19 protein-coding genes, 1 pseudogene and 1 other annotated feature are annotated in these 16806 nt (G+C 35.9%); of the genes and pseudogenes, 13 read left to right on the top strand and 7 right to left on the bottom strand.

From position 1 onward, the window contains the following. Positions 1–335: 335 nt before the first annotated feature. The 4 genes from D7I46_RS03400 to D7I46_RS03415 all read right to left on the bottom strand — a co-directional run bounded on the left by D7I46_RS03400 (position 336) and on the right by D7I46_RS03415 (position 3040). Complete coding sequence (locus D7I46_RS03400) at positions 336–983, bottom strand: redox-sensing transcriptional repressor Rex (protein WP_120771602.1); 648 nt, start codon at positions 981–983, stop codon at positions 336–338. Between the two features lie 239 nt (positions 984–1222). Then, positions 1223–2116 (bottom strand): DUF4097 family beta strand repeat-containing protein, encoded by an 894-nt coding sequence (locus D7I46_RS03405; protein ID WP_120771603.1) that lies wholly within the window; start codon positions 2114–2116, stop codon positions 1223–1225. Continuing rightward, on the bottom strand, positions 2116–2733 hold the full coding sequence (locus tag D7I46_RS03410; RefSeq protein ID WP_120771604.1) for a DUF1700 domain-containing protein: 618 nt from the start codon (positions 2731–2733) through the stop codon (positions 2116–2118). Before D7I46_RS03410 ends, D7I46_RS03405 begins: the two co-directional genes overlap by 1 nt. Next, a complete protein-coding gene (locus tag D7I46_RS03415) occupies positions 2726–3040 on the bottom strand; it encodes a PadR family transcriptional regulator (protein ID WP_120771605.1) in 315 nt (104 codons plus the stop codon). Before D7I46_RS03415 ends, D7I46_RS03410 begins: the two co-directional genes overlap by 8 nt. 172 nt (positions 3041–3212) lie before the next feature. Between D7I46_RS03415 and D7I46_RS03420 the strand changes: the two genes are divergently transcribed. From D7I46_RS03420 to D7I46_RS03455, 9 genes and pseudogenes are all read left to right on the top strand, one after another. Next, on the top strand, positions 3213–3605 hold the full coding sequence (locus tag D7I46_RS03420) for a Spx/MgsR family RNA polymerase-binding regulatory protein (RefSeq protein ID WP_120771606.1): 393 nt from the start codon (positions 3213–3215) through the stop codon (positions 3603–3605). A 356-nt stretch (positions 3606–3961) separates the two neighbouring features. Beyond that, positions 3962–5642, top strand: a pseudogene (locus D7I46_RS03425) (ABC-F family ATP-binding cassette domain-containing protein); the annotation flags it as partial. Between the two features lie 96 nt (positions 5643–5738). Beyond that, a complete protein-coding gene (locus D7I46_RS13830; RefSeq protein ID WP_476737462.1) occupies positions 5739–5870 on the top strand; it encodes a hypothetical protein in 132 nt (43 codons plus the stop codon). Between the two features lie 470 nt (positions 5871–6340). Further along, positions 6341–6979, top strand: coding sequence for an orotate phosphoribosyltransferase (gene pyrE / locus D7I46_RS03430; RefSeq protein ID WP_120771607.1), 639 nt, complete (start codon positions 6341–6343; stop codon positions 6977–6979). Between the two features lie 174 nt (positions 6980–7153). After that, the gene (locus D7I46_RS03435; protein ID WP_120771608.1) at positions 7154–8434 is read left to right on the top strand and encodes a dihydroorotase; all 1281 of its coding nucleotides are present in this window, start codon (positions 7154–7156) and stop codon (positions 8432–8434) included. Positions 8435–8659: 225 nt separating this feature from the next. After that, on the top strand, positions 8660–9316 hold the full coding sequence (locus D7I46_RS03440; protein WP_120771609.1) for a DnaD domain-containing protein: 657 nt from the start codon (positions 8660–8662) through the stop codon (positions 9314–9316). Between the two features lie 16 nt (positions 9317–9332). Then, the gene (gene nth, locus D7I46_RS03445) at positions 9333–9989 is read left to right on the top strand and encodes an endonuclease III (RefSeq protein WP_120771610.1); all 657 of its coding nucleotides are present in this window, start codon (positions 9333–9335) and stop codon (positions 9987–9989) included. Then, positions 9982–10692, top strand: coding sequence for a tRNA (adenine(22)-N(1))-methyltransferase (locus D7I46_RS03450; protein ID WP_120771611.1), 711 nt, complete (start codon positions 9982–9984; stop codon positions 10690–10692). The genes nth and D7I46_RS03450 overlap by 8 nt, the downstream gene beginning before the upstream one ends. Beyond that, on the top strand, positions 10689–11462 hold the full coding sequence (locus D7I46_RS03455; protein ID WP_120771612.1) for a Nif3-like dinuclear metal center hexameric protein: 774 nt from the start codon (positions 10689–10691) through the stop codon (positions 11460–11462). The genes D7I46_RS03450 and D7I46_RS03455 overlap by 4 nt, the downstream gene beginning before the upstream one ends. Before the next feature lie 28 nt (positions 11463–11490). Here D7I46_RS03455 and D7I46_RS03460 read toward each other — a convergent pair whose 3' ends face one another. The 3 genes from D7I46_RS03460 to D7I46_RS03470 form a co-directional block, all read right to left on the bottom strand. Continuing rightward, positions 11491–11859 carry an iron-sulfur cluster biosynthesis family protein gene (locus tag D7I46_RS03460; protein WP_120771613.1) on the bottom strand — a complete coding sequence of 123 codons (369 nt, stop codon included), beginning with the start codon at positions 11857–11859 and terminating at the stop codon, positions 11491–11493. A gap of 100 nt (positions 11860–11959) precedes the next feature. After that, positions 11960–12772, bottom strand: a complete 813-nt coding sequence (gene yidA, locus D7I46_RS03465; protein ID WP_120771614.1) for a sugar-phosphatase — start codon at positions 12770–12772, stop codon at positions 11960–11962. A gap of 45 nt (positions 12773–12817) precedes the next feature. After that, complete coding sequence (locus tag D7I46_RS03470; protein WP_120771615.1) at positions 12818–14122, bottom strand: HD domain-containing protein; 1305 nt, start codon at positions 14120–14122, stop codon at positions 12818–12820. Between the two features lie 263 nt (positions 14123–14385). On the opposite strand from D7I46_RS03470, the gene D7I46_RS03475 reads away from it, so the two are divergent. The 4 genes from D7I46_RS03475 to D7I46_RS03490 all read left to right on the top strand — a co-directional run bounded on the left by D7I46_RS03475 (position 14386) and on the right by D7I46_RS03490 (position 16806). Beyond that, the gene (locus D7I46_RS03475; RefSeq protein WP_120771616.1) at positions 14386–14790 is read left to right on the top strand and encodes a YwiB family protein; all 405 of its coding nucleotides are present in this window, start codon (positions 14386–14388) and stop codon (positions 14788–14790) included. Between the two features lie 4 nt (positions 14791–14794). Further along, a complete protein-coding gene (locus D7I46_RS03480; protein ID WP_120771617.1) occupies positions 14795–15961 on the top strand; it encodes a DUF998 domain-containing protein in 1167 nt (388 codons plus the stop codon). A 77-nt stretch (positions 15962–16038) separates the two neighbouring features. Next, positions 16039–16113: a sequence feature (ribosomal protein L21 leader region), on the top strand. Between the two features lie 40 nt (positions 16114–16153). After that, positions 16154–16468, top strand: a complete 315-nt coding sequence (gene rplU, locus D7I46_RS03485) for a 50S ribosomal protein L21 (protein ID WP_120771618.1) — start codon at positions 16154–16156, stop codon at positions 16466–16468. A gap of 2 nt (positions 16469–16470) precedes the next feature. Continuing rightward, positions 16471–16806, top strand: a complete 336-nt coding sequence (locus D7I46_RS03490) for a ribosomal-processing cysteine protease Prp (RefSeq protein WP_120771619.1) — start codon at positions 16471–16473, stop codon at positions 16804–16806.

Below are 16806 nucleotides of genomic sequence, written 5' to 3' on the forward strand. Positions count from 1 at the left end.
TAGACATTTGTGTGATTTTTAGATAGAATGAGTGTGCGATGTAGATGCATACTCTAAAAGCAATCTAATTTATGCAAATGTATTCAAGATTGATTATATTTCGTTTCAAAATGGAGGAGTTGCAAATAGTACTAAAACTAAGATTAACGAGTTTAGGGCTAATCCTGATGGAAATATTGAAGGGATAAATAAGAATGATAACTCAAAAGTTGAATAGTTAATCAAGGTTCAAAGTTTAAAAATGGACATTTGTTAGCTTTATGTCTATATTTTTTAATTGGTTTAACAAAAAAGAATCACTCTATTGGTGATTCTTTTTTACAGTTTGTCTATTTTTATTTATTGTCATTCATGAAGAAAAGCAAAGTTTGAAGTTCTTTAGTGAGATCAATAGATTGAACGACAACATCTGATGGGACGCGAAGGCGAATAGGAGCGAAATTTAGGATTCCTTTGATACCAGCTTTAATCAAAATATCAACGACTTCCTGAGCGTCTTCTTTTCTAACAGAAAGAATGGCAGTTTTGATATCTGATTTTTTTACATTTCTCTCTAAATCGGAAATATTAAAGACTGGAATACCATCATCTGTCTGTGTACCCACTAATGGATTTCCAGAAATGTCATAGGCCTGAGTAATTCTCATTTTATTGCGTTCTTGGAAGTGGTAGTGGAGCAATGCTCGTCCGAGATTTCCCACTCCAATCAGTGCTAGATGTGTTTCTTGATCTTGCCCAAGTAATTCGCCGAAAAAGTCACGTAATACTTGTGTTTCATAGCCATAACCACGGCGCCCAAGTTCACCGAAAAGAGAGAAGTCTCGGCGAATTGTTGCAGCATCCACACCAATTTTTTCAGAAATCAACTGCGAATTAGTCCGTGTGATGTTTTCTTCAACCAAATTTTTAAATAAACGATAGTATTGAGGAAGACGTTTTGCGGTTGCTTTTGGCAAAGTTTTACTAAATTTAGTGTCAGTCATTTTTTTCTCCGTATAAAATGTGTATTTTGACACATTTCATCTTAAATTTTTGTTTCAAAAGTTAAATCTGTTTCTTTTGTGATAATTTTACCAAAAGTTTGTGAAATTATCAACCAAAAATAACAGAAGTGAATTATGACCGATATTGTCAGCGCTGACAATGTGTTGTCAGAAGAATAAATAATATAAATGAAGTATAAAAAAGCTGTCAGCATACTGACAACTTTTTCTGTAATTAATTAGTGATTCAAATTAATCTGACTATCACTGACAGAAATTTTAAGGGACTGATTCAAATTACCATCAGTAAAGGGAAAACTTTGGCGCTGATGATTCACATGGAGACTGCTATCTTGTCCGTCAATCATCAGACCAGCTACTTTAGGATAATTTAATGTGAGCCTGCTGTCATTAAGTGTCCATGTGCCAGCTCTTTTGACAGTAAGTGCACTTGTATCAAAAGCAGAATCATTGGCACTGACATTAAAGATGTCAGTCTGTAAGTCGGTCAGTACGAGCTGAGAGTCTCTCCCTTTGGAAGTAAGGGTTGAAAATTGACTGTCTGAAATCTCAAGATGACTATCTGAGAAGTTAAGTGCTGCAGGAGAAGCTACTGACAAATGACGAGCAGTCAGCTTAGTATCACGAAACTGACCTGAAAAATTTTTCAAAGAAAAATGTTCTAGTGTTATTGTTGTATCAGAAAGTTGTAATTGTAAAGATTTAATCTGATTTTTGTCGGGAAGTGTGATGATTAACGTTTCTTTCTGAGCAGAACCAAAAGACAAAGTTGGAGCCCTAAATAAAGTTGAACCTTCAGAGCTAGTTGATTTTGTCTGAATGACCGCACTTTTTCCTTGAGAAGTAATCACTGTATTACGTTCAAGAAGGTGTGACTCAACTTTAAATTCAGAACCTTCTCTAAATGACACATTGACATCTGATGCATTAATTTTAAGATTTTCTACAGAAGAATTGAGAGCTTGATGAGTGACTACCATCTTACTAAGTTGTGGATGACCATTTTTCCAGACAATACTTCTAGACGCTCCCATCCCGAATCCGATAAGTCCGAGTGCACAACCTAAAACCAAAAGTACAGCACCAGCTATCATAAGATTTTTAAATTTCATCAAATTGCTCCCCTCATCTTAATATTCGATTTTCTTGTTAATTTGTACCCAATCCATTTGATAAGTTTCATGAATAAATTAAACAAAACATGGGTAAGTTTGAGTGTCAATGGAGCAAAAATAAATCCAAGACCGATAGCAACAAAAGCAATCCCTGTGAAGAAGATGAAAGTTACCAAACTTTGTGCGAGAATTCCAAAGGCAGAAATCAGAGTAAAAAATCCACTTAAAATCAGGGCAATTACTGCAATATAGTAAGAGAATAATAAGGCGATAAGCACAATGCAGCAAGCGAATAAAACAAGAAAAAGACTTAAAGCGACAGGAAGCAACAGCGGTGAAGCGAAGAGTCCGAGAACAATCAACCAAACCAATTGCAATCTATGTTTGGTGTTTTGAGGCTGAACAGATGTACTATTTTCAGCATCCTGTTCTAGGAAATAGGTCATTTTAAGTGCTTGAGCGAATTTCTTTGGTGTTCCATATTTTGCTGAGACTTGTTCTAAAGTGAGGTTTGCATCAAGAAAATATTCTTCATAGTACTCCAAAAGTTCAATAGATTCTTTTTGAGGAATACCCGTAAGGTGCTTTTGAACCTCATTAAGATAGTTATTCATCTTTTTCTCCTAACATTTCATCAATAATTTGTCGAAAGTTCTTCCAATCTTCTGTAATTTTTTTGAGTTCATCTTTTCCATCGGAAGTGATTCTGTAATAACGTCTCATTCTTCCTTCAAAAGGGATATCATAGGTTTCAAGTAATTCATTTTTCCTGAGACGGCGGAGTACAGGATACATTGTTGATTCGCTTATAGGAAGCCGTTCTTGGACATTTTTAGTGATAATGTAACCATAAAGGTCTTCTTGATTAAGTAAGGCTAAAACGGTGCCGTCAAGTAAAAGACTTGGGATTTGAATTTCCATAGATTTCCTTTCTATATCGTTTATAATACTATATTATATGAAATATAGTATAAAGTCAAATCATCCTGTGATATTTAAAACGTTTTCAAATGTATTCTTTTAATGATAAAATGGAATTATGATAGAAACAAAGGCTTTCAGGGCTTGGCGAGTATTTAGTTAAGGAGAAAATATGATTAAACTTTATCTCAGTAATTCTTGCACATCGTGTAGAAAAGCAAGAAAATGGTTACAAAGTCATGGTATCAAGTTTAGAGAAATTAAATTATCACCAAATTTGCTGAGTAAGGAGGATTTAATCAAGATGTTATCCTTATCAGAAAATGGTTTTGAAGATATTATTTCTAGTCGAAGCAAGAAATACTTGGAAGTTGTTTATGATTTTGGAAATTTGCACTTAGATGAAGCTATCGCTTTAATCCAAAGAGAGCCAAGATTTTTGAGAAGACCACTCATTTTGGATGAAAGACGATTGCTGATAGGCTATAATAAAGAAAAAATTCGTAGCTTTATTCCTACGGAAGTACGTAGAGTTGCCTTGAAATCAAGAATGGTTCTAGCCTGAGCATGAGGAAATGAGTAAAGTAGACTTACCAATACGAGTAAGTCTATTTCAATTTTGCAAAAGTCTAGCTTTGCCTTTGTTCATATCTCAATATTGAAAAGAAGGAGAATTGTAATTATTGATGAAGTAATCGCTTCTTCAATGATGAGTTAGAAAAAGAGTACCAAAAGCCGATTTGAAATGATATAATAAACATGAATGCCTAACAGCTAAAAATAGAAGTAGAGCTAATCCGTCGTGAATAAACGACAATAAATGAACAATGGTGATATAAAATCCTACTGGATTTTAAAATGAAATTCGCATACTTCAAAAAGTTAAAGGACATCGTTTTATGAAGAGGTTTAAATAGAATTATGATTTTACTACAAGGAAATGGCATCGCTCGTACTTTTGGTGGCGATGTTTTATTTAAAGATATTAATTTTAGTTTGCAAGATAAGTCGCGTATGGCTTTGGTTGGACGAAATGGTGCTGGAAAATCTACTTTATTAAAAATTATTGCTGGAGTTGAGGAGCCGAGTTCAGGAATGATTTCAAAAGTTAGAGATTTGTCGATGAACTATCTTGCACAGGATACGGGACTAAACTCGGATTTAACTATTTTTGATGAGATGCTGACAGTTTTTGAAAAAATACGTCAGATGGAAAAACAGCTTCGTCAGATGGAAATGCAGATGGGAGAACTAGAGTCTGACGATTTAGCAGTTCTTATGGCACGATATGACCATCTCTCAGAAGAATTTCGAGTTTTAAATGGTTTTACCTATGAGGCAGAGATAAAGGCAGTATTGAATGGTTTTCGCTTTGATGAATCAATGTGGGATAGAAAAATTTCAAGCTTATCTGGGGACAAAAAACACGCCTTGCTTTAGCAAAAATGCTTTTGGAAAAGCCGCAGTTGTTAATTTTAGATGAACCAACGAACCATTTGGATATTGAAACGCTGGCTTGGTTGGAAAATTATTTAAAAAATTATGACGGAAGTCTTTTGATTGTTAGTCACGATCGATATTTTTTGGATAAAGTCGTGAATGAAGTTTTAGAACTATCCAGAGGTGAGTTGACTCGTTTTGTTGGAAATTATTCAAAATATGTTGAACTTCGTGAAGAAAAGTTACTTTCTGAACTTAAAAATTTTGAAAAACAACAAAAAGAAATTGCGAAGTTAGAGGATTACGTAGCACGCAATCTTGCACGTGCTTCAACGACAAAAATGGCGCAATCTCGTCGGAAAAGATTGGAAAAAATGGAGCGTCTGGACTCTCCTTCTGGAGATGAAAAGTCTGCACACGTTACTTTTATTCCCGAAAAATCTTCAGGTAATGTGGTTCTGACAGTGACAAATGCCACGATTGGTTATCCTGATAAGGTACTTTCAAAGTCAATTAACCTTGATGAACGTAAAGGAGAAGCGATTGCTATTGTTGGCCCAAATGGGATTGGGAAAACAACACTTATTAAATCCATTATTGGTCAAATTCCTTTTATTTCGGGTGAGTCCAAACTTGGTGCAAATGTGCTACTGGGCTACTACGATCAAGAGCAAGGACGTTTAACTTCATCTAATACGGTGCTTGACGAGTTGTGGAATGAACATCGTCTTCTTAATGAGGTCGAGATTCGCAATATGTTAGGAAATTTTTTATTCTCTGGTGAAGACGTGAAAAAGACGGTAGGAATGCTGTCTGGAGGTGAAAAAGCACGTTTATTATTAGCAAAATTGGCGATGAACCATGATAATTTTTTGATTTTGGATGAACCAACAAACCACTTGGATATTGATTCGCGTGAGGTGCTTGAAAATGCTTTGATTGACTTTGCAGGCACGATTTTATTTGTCTCGCATGACCGTTATTTCATTAATCGTGTAGCAACAAAAGTGATTGAACTCTCAGCCGAGGGGAGTATGGAGTTTTTGGGCGACTATGATTATTACTTGGAAAAGAAAGAAGAAATTGAGTTTGCAAGGGAAGCGTTAGGGGGCGAGAGTTTGTTGAATCAGCGAGTCAGCAAGACTTTGCAGCACAAAAAGAAGCGCAAAAAAACCGACGCAAAATTGAACGAGATGTTGCAAATGCGGAAGAAACTTTAGAAAGAATAGAGTTTACGATAAAAGAGTTACTGGTGCAGATGCATGAAAATTCGGAAGACTTTGTAAAGCTTGGAGAACTTCAGGCAAGTATTGATACATTGACTGAGCAAAAAGATGAAGCTGAGCTTATGCTTCTTGAAGCGATGGAACTACTAGAAGAGTTAGAATAAGACTTGCAAATTTGTCTGATCTTTGATAGAATCGTTCTAATAAAACTTTTAATTTAGGGTTGGTTTTTGCAGCTTGCTGTGAGATTGCCCTGTTCTAGTGACGGGAAGTCCTAGGATAGTCCAGAGAGACTAGCAAGGTTGAGAACAGGTGTAGAATAATCATCTGTCAGTACTGACAAAAAGTCTGTCCGTTCAATATGGCTTGATTTGTATTGAACGAGCGCTTTATCGGCTTATACAATAAGCTGTCAGTATACTGACAGAAAACTTTTACAAAATTTTTCAAAACTTGCAGTGTTTCTGCAAGTTTTTTTGTTATAACACTACACAATTAATTGAGTTCATTTTTTTATTCGTTATGCTTTAAACACCAACTTTTATGCATTGTGTCAAGCGCAAGTTGTATTAACGCAAAATAAGTATAACAGTATTAAATATTCTCATCTCTTACTAAAAGGAGTTAATTTTCTATGTCATTGTCAAAGAATATTGCAGCTGATTTATTAAAAATCAAGGCCGTTAGTTTGTCACCAAGTCAACCTTTTACTTGGGCTTCTGGTATTCAATCGCCAATTTATACGGACAATCGTGTTACACTTGCTTATCCAGAGGTACGGACACAGATTGAAAAAGGCTTTGCAGACTTGATCAAGTCAGAATTTCCAGAAGTTGAAGTCATTGCAGGTACGGCGACAGCTGGCATTCCGCATGGGGCAATTATTGCGGATTATTTGAAACTTCCTTTTGCTTATATTCGGAGCAAACCCAAAGACCACGGCGCAGGTCATCAAGTTGAAGGACGTGTAGCTAGGGGGCAAAAAATGGTTGTTGTTGAAGATTTAATTTCTACGGGAGGCTCAGTCTTGGAAGCAGTTGCTGCAGCTGAACGAGAAGGGGCAGATGTCCTCGGAGTAGTTGCAATTTTTACCTACGAATTGGAAAAAGCAAGTATAAAATTTGCCGAAGCTGGTGTTAAATTGGCGACACTTACCAACTACTCTGAATTGATTGAAATTGCTCAAGAAACGGGCTATGTTACTTCCCATGAACTTGCCTTGCTCAAGAAATTTAAAGAAAATCAAGAAACTTGGTTGGACGTGAGCGAATAATCGCTTTGCGGACTTATTTTTAATTTTTGTTAGAAAAGTATTAGATTAACTATAAGAGATTGATTTACCTTTGAGTAAAGAAGTAGCTGCGTAAAGTCAAACGGGATGAGATGACGCAAAAAATACTGACAGTATTTCTGTCAGTACTGACAGAAAAGAGTAAGAGGAGAAGTCATGTATTTGTTGATTAAAAACGGGCGTGTCATTGACCCAAAAACTAGACTAGATTGTGTTTGTGATGTTTTAATTCAAGATAAAAAAATTGTAAAAATCGGGAAGAGTTTGTCAGTTGAAGGGATTAAAATTGATGAGATTATTGATGCAACAGGATTGGTTGTATCGCCGGGGCTGATTGATATTCACGTTCATTTTAGAGAACCTGGACAAACGCATAAGGAAACAATTCATACAGGTGCCAAATCCGCTGCGGCTGGAGGTTTTACCACGGTTGTCATGATGGCAAATACAAAACCTGTGCTGTCAACGGCTGAAATTCTCCGTGAAACCTTAGAAATTGCTAGTCAGGAATCCATTCATATAAGAGCTGTTGCATCGATTACACAGGATTTTGATGGTCAGCAACTGACAGACTTCGACCAACTTCTGTCAGTAGGTGCTGTTGGTTTTTCTGATGACGGTATCCCTTTGACAAACGCTGGTGTATTACGGTCAGCACTGACAAAAGCTTTAGAAACTGACAGTTTAATTTCCATTCATGAAGAAGATCCAAATCTTATCGGAACTCTGGGAGTAAACGATGGTGCGGTCGCTCATCAATGCGGTTTTACGGGTGCACCTGCAGTTTCTGAATACAGTATGGTGGCGCGTGATGTCATGATTGCTTATGATACTAATGCTCGCCTTCATGTTCAACATTTATCAACAGCCGAATCTGTCGAAGTTGTTCGTTTTGCTAAAAAGTTGGGGGCGAAAGTGACTGCAGAAGTGACACCACAGCACTTCTCAATCACAGAGCAGGCGGTATTGGAGCAAGGAACAAATGCTAAGCTCAATCCACCTCTGCGTCGTAACGAGGATATTGCAAAAATCATTGAAGGTTTGCGAGACGGGACTATTGATGTCATTGCAACCGATCATGCGCCACATACCCATGAAGAAAAAGCTGTTGAGCTAGCAAAAGCGCCAAGTGGAATGATTGGTTTGGAAACTTCGTTGCAGCTTGGTTTGACTCATCTAGTAGCACCTGGTCATCTTAGCTTATCAGATTTACTTGCAAAAATGACAATCAATCCAGCGCAACTTTATCATTTTGATGCAGGTTATCTGGCAGAAAATGCTTCAGCTGACCTGACAATTTTTGATGCTCATCATGACTTCACGGTGCCAGAATACTTTGATTCTAAAGCGACAAACTCACCTTTCAGCCATCAAAAAGTTAAAGGGCAAGTAAAATTTACGATTTGCTCAGGAAAAGTTGTCTATCAACAACACTAAAGCATCAGAAACCTCTGATGTTTTTTATTATATTATGAAGTACAAAAAAATCCTCTGAAATGCTATAATAGAGTTGTTCCAAAACTTAATTAATTGATTTGTATCCCAGTAGGATAACAAACAACAGGTTGGTATATGCCAAAGTTTATCAAATAAAGGTAAAAGATTGGGATATACCAGGTGATTAAAGTAACTTATGAGCAAAGAGGAGCATAACAATATAAAATGAATTATTATGAAGAATATAGCAAAGGACACTTGGTTTTGCCGAGCGCACTCTTGACACATTTCAATAAGCTTTTTCCTTCTAGCTCTGATTTTTTGGTTTGGCTTTATTTTTTTGAAAATAGTGACGTTGCTCCAAGCGAAATTGCTTCAAAAATTGGGAGTACACCTGCGGAAATTAATCACGCGATTGACCGTTTGGCGAAATTTGGAGCTATGAAAGTAACTTTGATAGAGATTGACGGTGAAATGGAGACTTTTTTTGATGTCAGTCCAGCTTTTAAACATTTGGATGAACTCCTTAACTCAGATAGTAGTACAAATGCGAATGAAGAAATTGAAGGGACACTCAAAGAGCTAATCAGTCTATTTGAAGCTGAAATGGGGGTGATTTCTCCAGTCCAGATGGAAGAATTACGGGCATGGCTATTTGAGGATAATTATGAATTTGCTTTAATTAAACAAGCACTTCGTGAGGCAGTCTTAAATCGGAAAGTTTCGTTAAACTACATCAAGGCGATTCTGCGAAATTGGAAAAATGAGGGGATTCACTCTGTTCAAGCAGTAGAAAATCGTCAGATTGAACGTCAAGAATCTAGAAAAATGACGCCACAGAAAGATTTTTATATTCCAATGGATGGTCCTTGGAATAACTGATTACGGAATAAAAATTATGTTAAGTAAGAAAAAATATTTAGAAGCCTTAGAAATCATTGAAAATATGTTTCCAGATGCACATGGAGAGTTAGTTTGGGAAACCCCTTTTCAATTGCTTATTGCAACAATCCTATCTGCCCAAGCGACAGATAAAGGAGTGAACAAGGCTACTCCTGCACTTTTTGCAGCTTATCCAGATGCTCAAACAATGGCACAAGCGGATATTTCTGATATTGAGTCATATATCAGAACCATCGGCCTTTATAAAACAAAGGCTAAAAATATCTTAAAAACTGCTCAGATATTGACAGAAGAGTTTGGTGACTTATTACCAAATCTTCCAAAAGATAAAAAAATTCTGCAAACTTTGCCTGGTGTCGGGCGTAAGACTGCTAATGTTGTCCTCGCAGAAGCTTATGGTGTACCTGGGATTGCAGTTGATACTCATGTTGAGCGCGTATCTAAAAGATTAGATATTGTTCCCCAAAAAGCGACAGTAGTAGAAGTTGAAGAAAAGTTAATGAAGTTTATCCCAGAGGAGAAGTGGGTTCAAGCACATCATCATCTTATATTTTTTGGTCGTTATCACTGCACAGCTAAAAAACCGAAGTGTTCAGAATGTCCAGTGTTAGAGTATTGTAAGTTTGGAAAGAAGTATTTAGAGAATGAATGAAATTAGATTATCACAGCGACTTCAATCAGTCGCTGATTTTGTGTCAAAAGGGGCAAGAGTTGCAGATATTGGTTCTGACCATGCCTATCTACCGGCTTATTTGGTACAAGAGGGAACGATTGATTTTGCAGTCGCTGGAGAAGTTGTTGAGGGTCCGTTTAATATCGCCAAGAATCACATTAATGATATAAATTTACATAATAAAATAGATGTAAGATTAGCAAATGGACTTGCTGCAATAGAAAAAGATGACCAAATTGATAATATTGTCATCGCAGGGATGGGGGGGATTTTAATTTCTGAAATTTTGGGTGCTGACATAAAAAAGTTAAAACAAGTAAAACGATTGATTTTACAACCTAATAATCATGAAGATACCTTACGCCAATGGCTTGATAATCAGGGATTTAAGATAGTTGATGAAAAAATTCTGCTAGAAGCGGGTAAATTTTATGAAATTATTGTAGCAGAGTCTACTGATTGTTTTACTGAAAATTCTGTCAGTACTGACGGAAGACTGTCAGTGAAGGAATTGATTTTTGGTCCTAAATTACTACTTGAGAAATCAGACATTTTTTGTAAAAAATGGGAAAAAGAACGAGATACTTTAAATAAAATACTGAAAAGATTGCCTGAAGAACAAGTTATAAAACGTGTTGAACTCCAAGAACAAAAACAAAAAATTGAGGAGATACTCAAATGAAATTAGCAGATTTTATAGCAAAATATGAGTTGTTTTGTCCAAAAGAACTTGCAGTAGAGGGTGATCCTGTAGGATTACAAGTGGGTAATCCTGATAAAGAGGTTAAAAAAGTTCTTGTGACACTAGATATTAGAGAGCAAACGGTTCAAGAGGCGATTGATTTAGGAGTCGATGTAATTTTTGCGAAGCATCCGTTGATTTTTAGAGCTTTGGAAGCTTTGACTACGCTTGATGAGCAGCAGAAACTTGTTTTAGATTTGGTAAGTTCAGGGATTGCAGTCTATACAAGTCACACTAATATTGATGTCGTTAAAGGTGGATTGAACGATTATTTTTGTGAACTTTTAGGGATGACAGATATTGAAGTTCTAGATGATGATGAAGGTGTTGGACGCATTGGGAATCTTCCGCTGACAACTCTGTCAGCACTGACAGAAAAAGTGAAAACGGTCTTCAATCTTGAACGGCTGAGGATAGTAACTTATCATCATGATATGCTGGAAAAAATTACTCGACTTGCGCTATGTGGTGGCTCTGGCGGTAAATTTTGGCCAATTGCAAAAGAAAAGGGAGCTGATGTGTATTTAACAGGGGATATTTATTATCATGCAGGTCATGATATGCTTTCTAGAGGACTTCTAGGTATTGATCCCGGTCATTATATTGAAAAAGCTTTTATTCCATTAGTTGCGGAAAAAATGCGTAGTTTTGAGACAGATGTTGAAATAATTGAAAGTAAAGTGAATACCAATCCCTTTTATGATATATAAGATATAAAAAAAGACCGTAAGGTCTTTTTTAATAAGTAACACTTGTTTTACCACGAAAATCAACAATCAGAAGATTGGGACTAAGTAGTTCTGCAGGGCTTTTAAGTTCAATAAGATTATAAGAAGTGTTGATACTCGTTGTCATATTATCGTGAAAGAAGTAAGAACCATATCCTTTATAGTAGATAGGACCAAACTCTGAATCAATATGTGCATCAAATTCTTTAGGGACATTTCCTTTTTCAACGGCAACAATCCGATAGCGTGAAATACCACCGGCACAAGCATCAACTTCCGTATTTTTTTCACTCAGAGTATGGTCGAAATCAAAAACAAGTTCAACATCTCCGAGTGCTCTGATTTTATCAGCTGTCTTTTCATCAAATGTAATTTTCATTTTACACCTCCAAATTTATATGTATCAGATTATCCTGTATATCCCTATTGTAAAATTTTTTGAGAGAAAGGTCATGCTTTTGGTTTACAAATGTTTACGATTAGTTATAATCTTTAAGCACCCATTCATTGATAGCGTGAGCTACCCCAGATTCTGCATTTGACTTAGTGATATGTTTTGCAATTTTTTTGAGTTCAGCTTTACCATTTTCCATGACTACTGGATGTCCAGCAACTTCAAGCATAGAACGGTCATTTTCTTCATCACCAATTGCCATAATTTCATCCAAATCAAGATAAAGTTTCTCAGCTAAATGCTTTACAGCAGAGCCTTTACTTGCTTTTTTATTCATAAATTCAAGGTAATAAGGCGTCGACTTTACCATGTTGTATCGTTCAAAAAATTCAAATGGGAGGTAGGCGATACCATCATCCAGAGCTTCGGGTTCATCAACCATCATAACTTTTGCAATTTCTAGTGCCGCGATTTCTTCTGGTTGACGGAAATAAAGAGGCATATTAACCATTTGAGCTTCATGAACAGTGTATTTTCCGAGGTCTCTATTAGGTGTATAAATTCCCTTTCGGGTGATGGCATGAATTGGTAATCCAATTTTTCTAGCAGCAGCATCAAGGTCAAGCCAATCCTCAGCAGCCAATGTTTCTTTGATAAACTCCTCACCAGTTGCTCTTTGAACTAGAGCGCCATTATATGTGATAACATAGTCACTTTGTTCAGTCAAGCCTAAAGTTTTGAGAATATCAGTAACACCAGGTAGAGGACGTCCAGTTGTAATAACAATTTTGACACCGACTTCTTTTGCTTTAGCGACAGCTAATTTCACTTCATCAGTAATTTGCCGATTAGGATTGAGGAGAGTTCCGTCAAGGTCAATTGCTACAAGTTTAATCATAAATTTATCTCTTTCTATATTTTACATAATTTTAATGATGTATTTTTAATCTAAAATAGTACTGATGACACCATTAGTGCTAACAAAAGTATCGTTTTTGATATGTTTTGTGAATTCGGGATTTTCCAACATGACTTTTGGGAAGTAGAAGCGACTATTACCATGGATTGTTCCAGTTAAACTTTGAATTAATGGAGAAAGCATGGAAAGTTCCGTTAATTCTCCATCCTTTTGCAAAATCTCAATTTGGGTGCGAGGTTTGCTTGAACTTGGACGATAAAAATCATAAGGTAAATCATAATTACTATGGATACCCGTATAGTAAGCTGGATCAAAACCTGCTTCATTGACAAGTTGACTTAGAACATCAAGCTCATTTTCTTTAATAGAATTGCGATCGAATTTGATAGATTTAAGTAGATGACGATTGATATAAGCTGTTGCTAAATCTGATAAAATCTTATCTTCGTGCTCCATCCAAGTTTGAAAATAAGTATTCATCACGCCATCATCAAGACGAAGATAGTTTTTCAGGTTATGATTTTTTTCAAAGAAAGGAACAAGGCAAGGACTACTTGTTGCAAAATAATCGGGACATTGCGCATACAAAAATTTTGCTCGTGCTAACATTTTTTGGAGTAGAACTTCCATTGAGCGCGAAGCAGCGTGAAAATAAACTTGCATATACATTTGATAGCGACTGACAATGTAGTCCTCCACAGCGTGCATTCCAGAATACTTAAAGGCAATACCATTTTCGGTAGGTACCATAACTCGTAGAATTCGGGTTAAGTCAAATTGTCCATAAACCGCACCAGTATAATAAGCATCGCGTAGAAGATAGTCCATCCGGTCAGCATCAATCTGACTGGAAATAAGCTGAACAACTTGAGGATTAGCATACTCGTGAGAGATTACAGAAGCTACTTTTTCAGGAAAGTCAGGTGAAACTTGTCGTAAGATAGCATTGACTTCCGTTTCTTCAGAGGTAATAATCTCACGTGTTACAGCTTCATGGTCAGTTCCAAACAAACCTTCAAAAGTATGAGAATATGCACCATGACCTACATCATGTAAAAGTGCAGCACACTGAGTCAACAAATTTTCATCAGGATTCCATTCAAGAGGAAAATTCATACTGAAATAATCAGTGATTTTTTTAGCAATGTGGTAAACGCCTAAACAATGGGAAAAGCGAGTATGTTCAGCACCATGAAACGTGAAACTCGATGTACCAAGTTGTTTAATTCGACGTAACCGTTGAAATTCTGCAGTATCAATTAAAGCAGAAATAATCGGACTATTTACATTAATATAATTATGTACTGGGTCACGAAAAACCTTTTCCAAAACGGACCTCCTATTTATTGTGATGAGTTGAGTTGCTTATAATTATCACTAATCAAAAATTTGAAATAGAGTCAAGAGAAACAAATTTTATAATCTGCCAATACGAAAATTTACTGACAGAAAGCTAATCTCTTTGACAGCTCATTTTCTCTAATTATAACCCATTTTAAATTAAAATACCATTTCTTACAGACACATCAAAAACATCCTAAGTAAAAATGAACAGCTATGATTATGGGGTAAATTATAGTAAAATATAAGTTATGAAAATCACAATAAGAAATCAGATAAAAATTGATAAGCACGAAGAAATAATCAAAGAAACTTACAATGGCGAACTAAAAAGAATTGCAGGAAAAACAGTATTAATTTACAAGAATGAAGCAGAAGAAAAGGTACTTCTCAAATTTGATGAACAAGAACTTACAATGACAAGATTTACTGACAAGCCTGTAACTATGCGTTTTCATGAAGATTTTCCTAGTGAAATGACTTACGAAGGCTTGGGAAGTCTGTCAGTGCTGACAGAAAATTTGTCAGTTAATATTCAAGAAAAATTAGTAAAAATCAACTATCAACTTGCACAAAATGACTTAAAAATCGGAGATTATAGACTTCACATCACCTGGTTAGATGAAGAAGAACAAGAGAAAGAAGGAGTAAAATAAATTGATGAAAAAAATTCATCTTCCACAAGAACTTTATGACAAACTTGATTTATCAATTGACGAGGAAATTGAAGTGATTGATATAGCAGCAGACAGTTTCACCGTCCGGCGATTAACTAGTAAAAAATCAGACTATGCACCTACTTGGTTTATTGTACCTACGATTTTTGCAACATTGATTTTTATTGCGCTTGCTTTCTTTTTTAACCATCCTCATGTGATTCCTTTGTCTGGAAATGAATCTATTGCGACAGCAGTGATTGTAATAGCGAATGCCCTAGCGATTTTTACTTTTATCTCTGCCTATTTCAGTCGTAGAAAAAGTTTTTATCGTCAAATGACCAAACGGATTTATTGGAGGACTTTTGTCACAGTGACAGTATCAATATTAATCATCGTAACACTAGCTCTGATGGCATTATTTTGGTTTTTAGGACAAATTTTTTACGGTGTAAATTTTGGTTTATTTACTTCAACACTAATCTTTGCTATTTTTTCAGGAATTCTTAACTATGTGATGATTTTTGTTGTTGACACTTTTTCAATTAATATGATGGTTAATATGTTATTGATGGTTTCCGTGGGCGGTTTAGTGTCAAGCATGGCAACAAATGGTAATCAATACTGGTGGCAGCGGAATTTTAGTCTATTAGGAACAGAAGCCTCACACTCTAGTTGGCAATTTAACTTGACATTGATTGTGTCTGCTGCGCTGTTCATTGCGCTGGTAGATTATATTTTTGTTTCTATTCGAGAAAAATACGGCACACATCTTAGACAAACAATACTTCAGGTGTTACTTACTTTATGTGCATTTTCGATTGCATTAGTTGGATTGATACCGAATAATGCAGGATGGATGCACATCGCTCATGATGTGGCTGCTCAACTTATTGTATTTTTTATGGCATTGTCTATTTTAGGGATTCAATGGTTTTTGCCTAAAGCTGGAAAGAGTCTTTATCAAATGTCTTATATTATCGTCGGACTTATCTTGTTTTCATATTTTCTTTGGCATCCTGTTCACTATTTAACACTAACAGCTTTTGAAATTCTTTCATTCAGTCTAAGTTTTGCTTGGCTCCTCCTTTTAGTGAATACATTGATTAATATGTTATGGAATGACCGAAAAATATACAAAGTTACCGTTTCTAAAGAAAATGAAGAATAAATTCAAATTTTTTGAAAAAAATTCTTGAAAAACAATATAAGAAGTAGTATAATGATATAGTTGTCTTTGTGGAATCTCATGAAGTACAACCGCACGAAGTTTCGTTTAAAGTGGCAAAAAGCCCACGAACAAAGGCGAGTCTGACAGTCGCTTGACTAAAAAAGCGACCAAATCTAATAAGGAGGAATCACAATGTCAAACTATGCAATCATCAAAACTGGTGGTAAACAAGTTAAAGTTGAAGAAGGTTCAGTGATCTACGTTGAAAAACTTAACGTTGAAGCTGGTCAAAACGTAACTTTCGATGAAGTTATCTTTGTCGGAGGAGACACAACTAAAGTTGGTGCACCACTCGTTGAAGGTGCTACTGTTGTTGGTGAAGTTGAAAAACATGGTAAACAAAAGAAAGTTGTCACTTTCCAATACAAACCTAAAAAACACTCACACCGCAAACAAGGTCACCGTCAACCTTACACTAAAGTTGTTATCAAATCAGTTAACGCTTAATTATGATTGAAGCTTGTATCAGGACAAAAAGAGATAAGATTGTCTCTTATGAAATCTCAGGACATGCTGAGTCTGGTGAATACGGTCATGATGTGGTCTGTTCCGCAGTCAGCGTTCTATCGATTACTACTGCAAATAATATCTATGATATGGCTCACATTAAACCTGTGACCAAGATGGAAGATGGTTATTTGTATGTTGAAATCCCATTGAGCACACCTGAAAAACAAGGAGTATTGGCTCAAACTTTGCTTGAAGCTTTTGCGAATGCAATGAAAGCTGTAGAGAAAAATTACGGTCAATACATTACACTTAAATTTGAAAATGGAGGGCAATAA

It is taken from the genome of Lactococcus allomyrinae, from assembly GCF_003627095.1.
Lineage (GTDB): Bacteria > Bacillota > Bacilli > Lactobacillales > Streptococcaceae > Lactococcus > Lactococcus allomyrinae.